Raw genomic sequence first — 12,485 nt, 5'->3', positions numbered from 1 at the left:
TTTGATTTAGTTACTTTTACAGGTCATGAATTTTAAAGAACTACGAGACCTTTTTATTAGGGAAGGCGCTGAATTTTACAACCAGGAAGAGGCTTCCGCATTGTTTTACAGGACGCTAGACCAGCTGTTGGGCTGGAGCAGAACGAAGGCAGTGACGAGTTTGGATAAATATATTGAGGCTTCTGATTTGCCCAAATACCTGGAAGTTTTGGAAAAACTGAAGTCCGGACAGCCTATTCAGTATATTTTTCAAGAAACGTGGTTTTATGGATTTCCTTTCAAGGTAAATTCTGGGGTTTTGATTCCCCGGCCGGAAACGGAAGAACTGGTTCACTGGATTATTGAAACGCTAAAAGGCCAGAATGGCGGAAGCTTGCTGGACATAGGTACCGGGAGTGGCTGCATTGCTGTTGCGCTGAAAAAATCATTGGATGGTTTCCAGGTTTCTGCGTTGGATGTTTCTGTGGATGCACTTGAGGTCGCTCAGTATAATGCTGCTATGAATAAGGTAGTTGTGAATTTTATAGAGGCAGATATTCTGGCCTATTCCGGAACTGAAAGTTTTGATCTTATTGTGAGTAATCCTCCATATATCAAGGAAGATGAGAAGCCTAAAATGCATGAAAATGTTTTGGCCCACGAGCCTCATCGTGCGCTTTTTGTGAGTAGTGAGAACCCGTTGATTTTTTATAAGGCAATAGCCGATTTTGCGCTGGTGCATTTGAATCCGCAAGGCTTGCTCTTTTTTGAAATCAATGAATATCTCGGAAAGGAAACTGTTGAAATGCTGGAGCTCAAAGGCTTTAAACGAGTTACCCTTAAAAGTGATATGCAGGGTAAGGACAGAATGGTGAGTTGTAGTATTTAACGTACTGTCTGTTAGTTTCTTGGATGGAATTGTGTGATAATGCCCTGCAGGTAATCTCTATCCAAGTGGGTATAGATTTCTGTAGTTGTGATATTGGAATGTCCCAGCATTTCCTGCACTGCACGCAGGTCTGCGCCGCCTTCTACTAAATGTGTTGCAAATGAATGTCTTAGGGTGTGTGGGCTGATACTTTTGTTTAGACCAATTTGTTCTGCCAGGCTCTTGATCATGGTAAAGACGGATATCCTGGACAGACTTGTGCCTGTTCTGTTGAGAAAGATAAAATCTTCATTCCCTTTTTTAATGTTGAGGTGTACTCTGATTTCTGTGATGTAAATACGAATGAGATGAAGTGCGGTTGTACCTATGGGAATGATCCTTTCTTTATTTCCTTTACCAGTTACTTTAATAAATTCGGATTCGAAGTTGAGGTCAGAGATTTTTAAGCCGGCCAGTTCTGAAACACGGAGCCCACAGCCGTAGAGTACTTCTATAATGGCCTTGTTTCTCATACCTTCGGGCTTTGATGCATCAATTGCTCCGATGAGTTCATTAATTTCGTGAATGGTTAACACGTCTGGAAGCTTTCTACGGATCTTTGGGGTTTCGAGTAGTTCTGATGGATCACTCTGGATGAGATTTTCCAGGAGCAGGTAGCCGAAATAGGCTTTCAAACCTGAAATGATCCTTGCTTGTGTATTGGGAAGTACGCCCAGTTCATGAAGCCAGACCAGGAGTGCCTTTAAATGTTCGGTATGAATTTCTTTAACCTGCAGATCGAGGTTTACCGCGTCCAGGTATTGGCTGAGTTTAGCGACATCGTTCAGATAGGCGTCAACAGAGTTCCCCGAAAGCGCACGTTCCAGTTTGAGGTAGCTTTTAAATTCTTTTAGGTAGGGGTGGATTATCACACAAAAATTTTATACTGTAAATTTTTACCATTATGTTTGACGGGATGAAGATACAAATTATAAATGGACCAAATTTGAACCTTTTAGGGGTACGGGAGCCTGGTGTTTACGGTAACGAGAGTTTTGAGAACTATCTGGTGCGGTTGAAGGAACACTATAAAGAGGTTGATATTCATTATTATCAGAGCAATGTAGAGGGAGAGTTGATCAACAAACTGCATGAAACTGGTTTTTCATTTGATGGTATCATTTTGAATGGAGGGGGGTATACGCATACTTCGGTTGCGATATCTGATGCGATTGCGGCTATAAAGACTCCGGTTATAGAGGTGCATATTTCTAATATTTACGCGAGAGAGGAATACCGTCATGTTTCCATTACAGGCAAAAACTGCAAAGGTATTTTAACCGGATTTGGAATGGACGGTTACAGGCTGGCGATAGAGCACCTGATTCATCCATTATAGGGTTATTTGAATTCGATGCCGCTGAATTTTCTGATTTTCTTAATGAAGAAGCTGTAAACAATACTGGCATGCAATACACCTGTATGCTGTTTATATGGTATCTGTTTAGCTGTTCTTTTTCTGCGTGTTGCAGAAAGGTGTTTGAAGAAGTGAAAATGGGCTTTGGATACGGCCATTGCAAATTTTACTTCTCCTTTTAACAGGAAATGGAGCAACGCAGCAAAATCAATGAAAAAGCGGATAAATATTCTTGAAAACACTTCTGGTGCAGGAAGGTTCTTTTGCATGATCATCAGGTTATTCCTAAAATTTAAATAGGTTTTAAACGGATTGGTGGCGTTTAATGAGCCACCACCTACATGATAAACTTCGGCATCCGGGCAGAACATGATGGTATAGCCGAGGTTCTTTAGTCTCCAGCAGAGGTCAATTTCCTCCATATGGGCAAATAGTGCTGCATCTAGTCCCCCGGTTTCTATCCAATACTTGCTTTTTATAAAAAAAGCGGCACCGCTTGCCCAAAAGATTTCCAGAGTGTTGTTGTATTGTCCCTGATCATTTTCTATGGCATCAAAAATTCTTCCACGGCAAAATGGAAAGGCGTATTTATCCAGGAACCCGCCTGCGGCTCCTGCATATTCAAATTGACTTTTATCTTTCTGCCATTTGATTTTTGGTTGTGCAGCTGCTATGTTCGTATCGCTTTCCATCAGGCTGATGACCGGGCTGATCCAGTTTTGCGGCACTTCTACGTCTGAATTTAGGAGGATGAAATAGTCTGCTTTTACTTGTTCTAAAACTTTATTGTAGCCTCCGGCAAATCCGTAGTTCTGGTCATTTTGTATAATCTGGATATCCGGGTAATTTGTTTTAACAAAATTTACGGAGTCGTCTGAAGAGTGATTATCGCCAACAATGATTTGAAGGTTGGGGTATTGTGATTGGACAACACTGGGCAAAAATTGCTCTAACAATGCTTTTCCATTCCAGTTTAAGATAACAACTGCTACACTTGGCTCCATATTTATGCTGATTGTTGTTTGTGCTTCCATCTTTTGTGACTCCATAACCAGTATTGTGGTTCTGCAAGTATGCTCTCTGTTAGTAGTTTAAATTGTTTTTTTGTGATTTCGTGTGTGGCAGTTTCCTTTGGTTCTTCCGACAGGGGGACGCAATCTAACTCATAATATCCTCTTTTGAGTATACGGGTTTGTATGTAAAAAATTGCCCTGTCGGTTTGAACTGCAATTTTTTCGGGTCCTGTATAGACAGCTGTTGGTTGATGAAGAAAGTCTATCCAGTATTTGGCCTGGTCTGTTTCTGGTGTCTGATCTGAGGCCAGACAAAGTACGGAAGGTGTGTTTCTTGAACTGGCCAGTACCCTTAGGGTTTGTTTCATAGACACCATGGTGTTCCCAAATCTGGAGCGCATTTTGTAAAACCAGGCGTCAAAGGCTGCGCTGTGCAGAGGTTTATAAACCACAAACTTTGGACTGGATACTTTGATTCCGAAGGCCAGCATTCCCCATTCCCAGTTTCCATAGTGGGAAGAGCAAACAATTACGCTTTTTTTACTGGCGAGTAAGGCTTCAATATGATGGAGATTAGTGAATTTGCATCTTTTTTCCAATTCTGCTTTACTGATCAGTGGCATTTTTATAATCTCAAAGATCAAGTCGCACAGAAAGCGGTAGAAGCGTTTTTCTATCACTTCAATTTCAGCTGTGCTTTTACTGGGAAAGGAGCGAGTCAAATTCTCGCGAACTACATTTTTTCTATAGCCGGTAATATGATAGACGAAATGGTATAAAGCTGTTGAAAAACAATATAATAGGGGCATTGGCAATAGAGCGATGAGGTATAAAAAAAATATACCCATGTAAGAAAACCCCTTTTTTATCATTAATTTGGCGAATTGAGAATGCAAACATAAATTAACAAATGCAAAGTCCGGCAACATTTCCACTTTTTTATCTTCCGCCCGTAGGGTATTTTTCAGCACTTAATGCGCATGATTTTAATTTTATAATAGAAAGATTTGAACATTTTCCTAAGCAAACGTATAGGAACAGAGCTAAAATTGCCTCTCCAAACGGGAGTCTGGATTTATATGTTCCTGTGGTTAAGGGGTCAAAAGTGCATACGGTTTATAAAGATGTCAAAATAAGTTACGATTTTAAATGGCAGCGGCTTCACTGGCTTAGTTTACAGACTTCCTACAGGAATTCTGCTTACTTTGAGTACTATGAAGATGAGCTTTCCCGTTTTTATACGCAGAAATTTGAATTCCTGTTTGATTACAACCTGGAGATTTTTGAATGGATTTTGCAAAAACTAAAAAAGCCTGCGGAATTGTCTTTTACGGAAGAGTACATTAAAAATATAGGCACGGAACTGGATTACAGGGACAGGCTTAGTTTTAAAAATCCATCACTGGTTCATCCGGCTAAGCCTTATTTCCAGGTTTTTGATGACAGGACTGGTTTTATTGAAAACCTGAGTGTGGTGGATTTGTTATTTAGCCAGGGCCCTCAGGCAAAATTATTCTTCTAACGCATATGGGAAAACGCATTAAGTCAAAAAGAAAAAGGAAGCATTACGCTCTGCCTGTGGTGGGCTCCAGCCCGGGTCAGGTCTATATTGATGAGCATTCACTGGAACCCAAGGTGACCGTTCACGCTTTTAACGCTGGCGAATATAAGATTGAGGAAACCAATTCTATTGAGCACTTAAGCAGGGTTTTATCGGATAAGAATCTTACTTTTTGGGTCGACATCAGAGGTTTCAAATCTGAAGCAATGTTTGAAACACTGACACGTGATTTTAATGTCAATAAACTGGTTCTTGAGGATATTACCAGAACCTATCAGCGGCCAAAACAAGAGGAATACGATACCTATGTTTTTGCGGTGAGCAGGATGTTGTTTTTTGATGAGGAGAACAACCTGGAAAATGAGCAGATTTCTTTCATTTTGACGGATAATGCGGTTTTTACATTTCAGGAAGGCTATGAGAATTGTCTTGATCCTGTTCGGAGCCGGTTAAAAGCGGGTAAGGGCAATATCCGGGTTTCTGGCAGCAGTTACATCATGTATGCGATTATGGATGTGGTGATTGACAAATACTTTGAAATTCTGAATATTTGGGGAGAAGATCTGGACCAGATCGAAGATCGCCTGATTGACAAGCCCGATCGCTCGATCATGTATGATATTCAGGCAGTGAAGAGAAACTTAATTGCCATCAGAAGGGTTGCCTGGCCTGAACGTGATAAATTGAATGATTTTTTAAGAAGTGACAGCCCGTTGATTACAGATCAGACTAAATTATACATTCGGGATGCTTACGACCATTGTATCCAGATTATCGATATTGTAGAGTCTTTGAAGGAGATTTCGGCCAGTAACCTGGATATGTATCTTTCTATCATCAGCAACAGGATGAATGAGATCATGAAGGTTTTAACCATTATGTCTTCGATCTTTATTCCTCTAACCTTTATCGCTGGGATTTATGGGATGAACTTTGCCAGGCAGGATCCCGTTACCGGTAAGTTGATGCCTGATAACATGCCGGAATTGTATGCACAGCATGGCTATTTGTATACCATGATCATTATGGTGGTGATAGCCGTAGTACAGGTCATTTATTTCTGGAGAAAAGGTTGGTTTAAATAGCTTAAGAAGGGGATTTAAGCCAAATTATTTTTACATTCGCGATACATGCAATCTTTTGACCTGGATAAGACCGATGTATCTAAGATAAAATCGGCATTAAGTAGTGGTAATGACGAACACTTAAAGGCTGTTCTTGGGGAATATCATGCCTCTGAAATTGCCATTTTATTTGAGAGCATTACTAAAGAGGATCGCCAGCGGATCATTAATCTTCTATCTGTAGAAATCGCTTCTGAGGTAATTTCGGAGATGCATGAAGAGGCGCACCCTGAAGAACTGCTTTTGCAGCTGCATCCGGAAAAACGTACGGAGATTGTTGAGGAGCTGGATTATGATGATGCAACGGATATCATTTCTCAACTGGAGGAACATGAACAAAAGGAAATCCTGGGTGATCTGAGCGAAGATGACGCATCTGAGATCAGAAATTTGCTTCGTTATGATGAGGATACTGCGGGTGGTTTGATGAACACGGAGTTCATCCGGATTAACCTGAACCTTACTAAAAAGGATGCGATTGAGGAGATCATCAGGCAGAGCGAGGAGATTGAAGAGTTCTACACCATATTTGTGGTAGATGACCATAATATTTTCCGTGGAATTGTTTCTCTGAAAGATATTATCAAATCGAAGGGAAACGTACACATCACAGAGCTGGTTAAAACGGAAGTGGCCTGGGTATATCCGGATATGGACCAGGAAGAGGTGGCCCGTTTAATTTCGCAGTACAACATTACCAGTATTCCGGTAGTTGATCATGAGATGCATCTGCTTGGAAGGGTTACATTTGATGATGTTATTGACGTTCTGGAAGATGAGAATACGGAGGATATCTTGAAAATTTCCGGGGTATCGGAAGATGAGGAATTAAGTGGAAACTGGATAGACGCGGTAAAATCAAGGCTACCCTGGTTAATTATCAATCTGGCTACAGCTTTTCTGGCTTCGGCGGTGGTACGTTATTTTGAGCCCACACTTGAAAAAATAGCGGTTCTGTCTGCCTATATGACCATTATTGCCGGAATGGGTGGAAATGCAGCTACTCAGGCCCTGGCGGTTACTGTACGGAGGATTTCATTGTACGACTTAACAGATAGTCAGGCGTATCGTACGGTATTAAAGGAGTTTACAGTGGGCTTGATTAATGGTGCGGCGACTGGCCTGATTGTATTGGTTTTTGCGCTTTATTTTGACAGCAATCCTTTGCTCGGTGTGGTCATTTTTCTTGCAATGACCGGAAATCTGGTGATTGCCGGTATTACAGGGGCTGGAATTCCGTTGATACTGAAAAGGGTAGGGATAGATCCGGCAATTGCCTCCTCTATTATTATTACTACGTTTACGGATGTTTTTGGTTTTTTTCTGCTCCTGGGATTGGCGAGCAAATTGTTATTATAAAATTCAGGCCTAAGTTTTCTCAGGCCTGAACCTATAGGTTTTAAAGGGCTGTTACTCTCGTTTCTATATTGCCTTTAGTTGCTTTGGAATATGGACAGGCCCGATGGGCTTTATCTGCCAATTGCTGAGCTTCCTGTTGTGAAATTCCTGGGATATGCACATCCAGATCTGCGGATAGTACAAATGAATTTCCGTCTTTATTAAAGGAGACATGTACATTGACGGTAGCTTCTGAAACATCTACGCCATCATGTTTGGCTATAGAGCCTAAAGCGCCTAAATAACATGGTCCCCATGCAGCTGCAAATAATTGTTCAGGATTTGTTGCTCCTCCTTGTCCACCCATTTCTTTTGGCTTTCTAAGGTCAAATTCTATTTGTCCGTCGCTTGATTTAATATGCCCGTCGCGGCCACCTTTGGCCAGTACTGAGGCCGTATATACTTTTTCCATAATATTAATTTCTATATTAAAGGAACAAAGTAAGGGGTAGTATGTTTTTAGAATCTGATTTTTTCGCTCAGTTTATAAATGTCGTAAGCTACTTTCTGGATAAGATCGAGAAGGTCGCTGATCACCGAAGAATCGTCTTGTGGAATAGGGCCTGTAACTTCTTCTTTAATTCTGATCAGGGGGACATTACTGATTTCAGCTTTATGGTTTGTTAAGATTTCTGCAGAGAGATTGATCAGGTAAATGGTGTTTTTGATGACAGGTTGTAATTCTTCAAAATTCTTAAAGCTAAATTTATGTTCTTTATTATATAAAGAAAGTGTAGCTGCGTAGGAGGATAGAAGGTGGTTCAAGGCTGTGAACTGGTGCATTTCCTTCATCAGTATTTGCTTGCTCTTGGGCTCAGAAAACATTCTTTGGAAGAGTGAGGCCAGGTTTGCAGAGGTCACATATACTTCTTTTCGCGCTACTTTATAATTGGTAAGGTTCTGTTCTTCCTGGAAATATAAACTGGTCACCTGCTCAAAATAGTTCACATTGGCTTTTAAGGTCTCGATCATGGCTTCTTTGAGTTTTTCATATTCCCAGTTCGGGAAAAGGAAATAACTCGCTACCAAAGCAATACCGCAACCTATAGCGGTGTCAATGATCCTTTCGCTGGCTATTGAAAGACCTCCCATACCAAGAAAATCAAATAGTACCAGGATATAGGGTGTCATAAAAAGAACGCTCACCACATAATTTTTGCGCTGGAAGCTGTAACAGGCCACCATACAAACCAACAGAATCACAAAAAGTACATGTCTGTCGTGTACAAAGGTAAGAATGAGCATTCCAACCAGGGCGCCAATGGTAGTACCAATGATTCTTTGGTAGTTTCGCTGTTTGGTAAGGCTAAAACCGGGTTTTGAGATTACCAGAATGGTAAGCAGGATCCAGTAGCTATGAGAAGAACCGAGAGATTTAGAGACAATGTAGCCGATCAGCATGACGATGGCAACTCTTATCGAATGACGGAAGGTTGATGAGCTGAAGGTTAAATTCTCCAGCATCAATTTTGGATCTATGTTTTGCCTGGTAATGAACTTTTCGGTGTCTATTTGCCTGGCTTTAAGGTTTTTCTTCTCGTTTTTATTGAAGTAGCTGTTGATGGTTTTAACTCTGGCCAGGATATTCTCGATATTTACCTCGATATTTTTTAGCGCTACAATGCCCAGGGTATTGTATTGACCATCTACGTTATTGGATTCTAAATCAATGATTTGTGCTTTTAACTTTGCCACCTGTTCGATCAGGAGGGTCGGCAGGCGAGGGGTGCCACCTGTTTTTAATGAAAAGGCAATTTCGTCTAATTCGTCTGCTATTTTATTGATAACCAACTCGTAACTGGTCAAAATGCCAATGGAATCGAATTGTTCATGCAAACGCTTGTAATTGTAATAGGTAGACATGATTTGCTCGAATAAATCGACCATATCAACAAAAACCAACAGTAAAAAACGGCCTTCAGGTGTCGATTCTCTAACAATTTCGCGGGTTTTGAACAAAACTTCTCTTACGGCATCTTGTTTTTCATTAACGAGAACCTGCTGTTGAAGCAATATTGCGTAATGATCATCATAATTGATGTTCTCGTGGTAAAATTTTGCTTTTGCCCTTAAAAATGAAGCAACTTCATATATGGAATCACTTAAGGTTTGTTGTACAACACGGTATGGACGAAGTCTGTAGATGGAATAACTGAGCAAGGCATACCAGGAGCCGCCACATAAAATGAGTCCTCCATAGCGTAAAACTTCCTGCCATGGCCTGATATCGTCAACACTCAAAACAATGACCAGCAAGGATGCTGTTCCAATTGCAGCAGCACGAGTGCCGTACAGGAAGAACATGGAAAATACAAAACTGCCAAGAGCGAGCAGAATTCCTGTAAAATAAATATTTCGATTGGTTAAGCCAACCAGTATGGACAATACAAAGATTAATCCTGTGGTTACAGCCATTGCATTTCTGCGGTGTACAATTGGCCCCGGTGTATCTACAACGCTAACACATAATGCACCTAAGGACAGCGTCATTCCAAATTTAAGCATTCCAAACTGGGCCAGAATTAATGACGGGCATAAAACTCCAAAAGTGATCCGAAGCCCATCAGCAAAATAAGTACTTAATAAAAAATCATGTATATTTCTTATTGGCTTCTGGAACATATGTGGTGTTACGTGTTTGTTATAGCGTCTGAGAACAATCTTTATGCCGGTTTGCTTAATTATAAATATGTATCATAATTAATATTATGTTAAGTACGTTTTTATATGCACTATCCCTCTACCGTATTTACTCTAAAATTCCTCTAATTTTCTTTTAAGCTCCTGTGCTTTGTCCAATCTGTTCTTACGGGTATAAATATCAATTAAGAGCTGTACTGTAGGTCTGTCATTGGGATTGATCTCGTGGGCTTGCAGTAATACAAATTCAGCACGGTTGATTAATGCGGAGAATTCTTGTGCGCGTTTTTCTTTATCGCCCTTTAAAGCATCATTAGCATTGTTGACATAGACAAGTCCCAACTGGTACAATGCGTCAAAATAATTCTGATCAAGTGCAAGTGCTTTTTTATAAGCCAATTCTGCTGTAGAATTGTTGGAACTGATTTGGTACAAATAGCCGTATAGAAAATACAGCAGTTTATTTTTGGATTCTATAGTGAGTGATTTCTCAATGACTTGCTTGGCCTGATCGTAACGCTCATTGTCGAGCAGTAAGTTAATGTAATTGTTATTGAGGTAAATATTGTATGGATTAACTTTCAGTCCATCTTCAAGAATTCTGATGGCTGCTTCCTGCTCAAATTTGGAAGTATATATTCCAGCCATGGATTGAAATACGACAGGATTTTTAATGCCATTGTCTTTAGCGCGTTTAAAATAATACAATGCACTGTTATAATCATTGATGTTTTGAGCACTTAGAGCTGTATTGATCGAAATGACAGTGTCTTTTGGGAAAAAATCACTTACTTCTTTCAATAAAGTAAAGGCTGTTTTGAATTCATTGTTATTATAGGCTTTATTTCCTTTTTCCTGTTTCTTTAGGATGATATTGTAATTTGCTGCATCTGTTAATGCTGTATTGCTTTGAAACTTATCCAGTCTTTTTGCAGAATCTAAGGTTTCTACCGCGGTAGCGTAATACTTCTCAGAATTGGCTTCATCCTGATCAATCAGGGCGACATATGAACTCAGGTAAGACCTAATGGCCCAGGTCTCTGGCCAGTTCTTTGTTTTTTTGTCTGTTTGAGCACTTTCTGTAGCCTTTAGCCCCTCTCCTACAACAGTCATTTGTTTACTCTTATCCATTCCGCTGGCTATAGCTACCTGAAGTTTTCCAACGGCATTTTGTGCTATTTTGATTTGGCTTGTCTGACTAAAACTTTGATAAGATATAAATACTGAAGTTGCTATTAAAAAGAAGGATCTGTTTTTCATTCGTATATGTTTTTTAACGGCGATGACGTTACCACGTTCTACCGTTGGGTTTTGAACAAATTTATATAAAAAAAAAGAGGGATGAAATTTATCCCTCTTTTTTGTACAGCTTTAATATAAAACTATGGTTTTAATTCGTCCAGTTTTTTCTTAACAGCATCATATTTTGCGGTGTCATTTTTAAAAGCATAAACTCTTTTCAATGCTTCTAAAGCTGGTGCGTATTTAGGATCCAGTTCGGATGACTTTAAATAGAACGGCAATGCTTTATCTAAAAGTGCGGTGATCTGCGTAGTCAAAGCATTAGATTCCTTTATTTTTTTAGGATCTATTTTATTCTTTTTGTTTTGGATCTCAACAGCTTGCTGATAGTAAACATCACCTTTAAGGTACTGATAAGTCGCATTTTTAGGATCTTTCTCAATCAGTTTGTTTAACATCTCTTCTGATTTAGCAATATCTCCTTTGTTGATATACAACTGTGTTTCAATTTGGATAAAGTTTTCTGCATCAGGAAATTTAGCAGACGCTTCTTTCAACAGAGTGATCGCTCCTACAGTATCTTTAACCTCGCTTAATGATAAATTAATGATCTCAGAATACAAGTCTTTAGCATTAGGTACATTGAAATCAATGATCTTTTTGAAATTTCTGATGGCTTCAGGATAATTTTTGATATTTCTGGCCATAATACCTGCATTCAGGTACATAGACGTATCCTTAGGATTTTTGGTTGTAGCTTCGTTGAAGAATTTCAAAGCTGAAGCAAAATCCTGTTTGTTATACGCTGTAAATGCACGGATTTTAATTGCATTGGTGATATTGACTTCCGCATTCGCGATATTTGATTTCTCATCACCTTTTGTATCTAATTCTTTTGCTTTAACTACAGCTTCTTCAGCAATTTTCTGATTGGCGATAGAGTTGTCAAAATGTAAGCTGTCTGAAGCAGCAATAGCAGAAGCGAATAATGCACGATAGCTCCATGCTTCAACCATGTTTTTGGATTTTTCGTTAGCAATAGCATTATCCGTATGCTTTAATCCAGAGTTTAATGCAGTAAGTGTTTTGTCCAGTGCTGGTTTCTGGCTCATGGTAATCTGGAACAGATTCCATTCTTTTTTTGCATCGGCAACTTCACTCTTTTGTGCATTTGCAAGCGTAGCAGCTCCTACAAACAGTATACTAAAAAGTACTTTTTTCATATTAAATGATTGTTTTTAAT

Annotated in this window: 12 protein-coding genes; 5 read left to right on the top strand and 7 right to left on the bottom strand. The window is 39.6% G+C overall.

Annotation, left to right across the window (positions count from 1 at the left end):
- Nucleotides 1–25: 25 nt before the first annotated feature.
- A complete protein-coding gene (gene prmC, locus R2S08_RS12795) occupies nt 26–868 on the top strand; it encodes a peptide chain release factor N(5)-glutamine methyltransferase (RefSeq protein ID WP_316835550.1) in 843 nt (280 codons plus the stop codon).
- A gap of 11 nt (nt 869–879) precedes the next feature.
- Here prmC and xerD read toward each other — a convergent pair whose 3' ends face one another.
- Nucleotides 880–1,779 (bottom strand): site-specific tyrosine recombinase XerD, encoded by a 900-nt coding sequence (xerD, locus tag R2S08_RS12790; RefSeq protein WP_316835549.1) that lies wholly within the window; start codon nt 1,777–1,779, stop codon nt 880–882.
- Nucleotides 1,780–1,823: 44 nt separating this feature from the next.
- Between xerD and aroQ the strand changes: the two genes are divergently transcribed.
- Nucleotides 1,824–2,246 (top strand): type II 3-dehydroquinate dehydratase, encoded by a 423-nt coding sequence (gene aroQ, locus R2S08_RS12785; RefSeq protein WP_316835548.1) that lies wholly within the window; start codon nt 1,824–1,826, stop codon nt 2,244–2,246.
- Nucleotides 2,247–2,248: 2 nt separating this feature from the next.
- Here aroQ and R2S08_RS12780 read toward each other — a convergent pair whose 3' ends face one another.
- Together R2S08_RS12780 and R2S08_RS12775 are read right to left on the bottom strand one after the other, a co-directional pair.
- A complete protein-coding gene (locus R2S08_RS12780) occupies nt 2,249–3,298 on the bottom strand; it encodes a glycosyltransferase family 2 protein (protein ID WP_316835547.1) in 1,050 nt (349 codons plus the stop codon).
- Nucleotides 3,271–4,125, bottom strand: a complete 855-nt coding sequence (locus R2S08_RS12775) for a lysophospholipid acyltransferase family protein (protein ID WP_316835546.1) — start codon at nt 4,123–4,125, stop codon at nt 3,271–3,273. The genes R2S08_RS12780 and R2S08_RS12775 overlap by 28 nt, the downstream gene beginning before the upstream one ends.
- 62 nt (nt 4,126–4,187) lie before the next feature.
- Between R2S08_RS12775 and R2S08_RS12770 the strand changes: the two genes are divergently transcribed.
- From R2S08_RS12770 to mgtE, 3 genes are read left to right on the top strand one after another with little or no spacing between them, the layout of a single operon-like run.
- The gene (locus R2S08_RS12770; RefSeq protein ID WP_316835544.1) at nt 4,188–4,799 is read left to right on the top strand and encodes a WbqC family protein; all 612 of its coding nucleotides are present in this window, start codon (nt 4,188–4,190) and stop codon (nt 4,797–4,799) included.
- 5 nt (nt 4,800–4,804) lie between these two features.
- Entirely contained in the window at nt 4,805–5,923 is a 1,119-nt protein-coding gene (gene corA, locus R2S08_RS12765) for a magnesium/cobalt transporter CorA (RefSeq protein WP_316835543.1), read from the top strand.
- Between the two features lie 45 nt (nt 5,924–5,968).
- Entirely contained in the window at nt 5,969–7,321 is a 1,353-nt protein-coding gene (gene mgtE, locus R2S08_RS12760; protein ID WP_199082897.1) for a magnesium transporter, read from the top strand.
- A 40-nt stretch (nt 7,322–7,361) separates the two neighbouring features.
- Here the strand turns inward: mgtE and R2S08_RS12755 are convergent, their stop codons facing one another.
- From R2S08_RS12755 to R2S08_RS12740, 4 genes are all read right to left on the bottom strand, one after another.
- Entirely contained in the window at nt 7,362–7,772 is a 411-nt protein-coding gene (locus tag R2S08_RS12755) for an organic hydroperoxide resistance protein (protein ID WP_316835542.1), read from the bottom strand.
- Between the two features lie 47 nt (nt 7,773–7,819).
- Entirely contained in the window at nt 7,820–9,982 is a 2,163-nt protein-coding gene (locus R2S08_RS12750) for an FUSC family protein (RefSeq protein ID WP_316835541.1), read from the bottom strand.
- 132 nt (nt 9,983–10,114) lie between these two features.
- The gene (locus tag R2S08_RS12745) at nt 10,115–11,260 is read right to left on the bottom strand and encodes a hypothetical protein (protein WP_316835540.1); all 1,146 of its coding nucleotides are present in this window, start codon (nt 11,258–11,260) and stop codon (nt 10,115–10,117) included.
- A 122-nt stretch (nt 11,261–11,382) separates the two neighbouring features.
- Nucleotides 11,383–12,465: a tetratricopeptide repeat protein gene (locus R2S08_RS12740; protein ID WP_316835539.1), complete on the bottom strand. Its 1,083-nt coding sequence runs from the start codon at nt 12,463–12,465 to the stop codon at nt 11,383–11,385.
- Between the last annotated feature and the right edge of the window lie 20 nt (nt 12,466–12,485).

The sequence above is a fragment of the Pedobacter nutrimenti genome, assembly GCF_032678445.1.
GTDB lineage: Bacteria > Bacteroidota > Bacteroidia > Sphingobacteriales > Sphingobacteriaceae > Pedobacter > Pedobacter nutrimenti_A.
Note: the sequence above shows the minus strand (reverse complement) of the source record. Positions and strands in the feature narration are given on the sequence as shown.

Bases quoted from the DNA above. Each gene is read 5' to 3' on its own strand.
- prmC (WP_316835550.1), top strand. From the start codon at position 26: ATGAATTTTAAAGAACTACGAGACCTTTTTATTAGGGAAGGCGCTGAA.
- aroQ (WP_316835548.1), top strand. From the start codon at position 1,824: ATGAAGATACAAATTATAAATGGACCAAATTTGAACCTTTTAGGGGTA.
- R2S08_RS12780 (WP_316835547.1), bottom strand. From the start codon at position 3,298: ATGGAAGCACAAACAACAATCAGCATAAATATGGAGCCAAGTGTAGCA.
- R2S08_RS12775 (WP_316835546.1), bottom strand. From the start codon at position 4,125: ATGGGTATATTTTTTTTATACCTCATCGCTCTATTGCCAATGCCCCTA.
- R2S08_RS12770 (WP_316835544.1), top strand. From the start codon at position 4,188: ATGCAAAGTCCGGCAACATTTCCACTTTTTTATCTTCCGCCCGTAGGG.
- corA (WP_316835543.1), top strand. From the start codon at position 4,805: ATGGGAAAACGCATTAAGTCAAAAAGAAAAAGGAAGCATTACGCTCTG.
- mgtE (WP_199082897.1), top strand. From the start codon at position 5,969: ATGCAATCTTTTGACCTGGATAAGACCGATGTATCTAAGATAAAATCG.
- R2S08_RS12755 (WP_316835542.1), bottom strand. From the start codon at position 7,772: ATGGAAAAAGTATATACGGCCTCAGTACTGGCCAAAGGTGGCCGCGAC.
- R2S08_RS12750 (WP_316835541.1), bottom strand. From the start codon at position 9,982: ATGTTCCAGAAGCCAATAAGAAATATACATGATTTTTTATTAAGTACT.
- R2S08_RS12745 (WP_316835540.1), bottom strand. From the start codon at position 11,260: ATGAAAAACAGATCCTTCTTTTTAATAGCAACTTCAGTATTTATATCT.
- R2S08_RS12740 (WP_316835539.1), bottom strand. From the start codon at position 12,465: ATGAAAAAAGTACTTTTTAGTATACTGTTTGTAGGAGCTGCTACGCTT.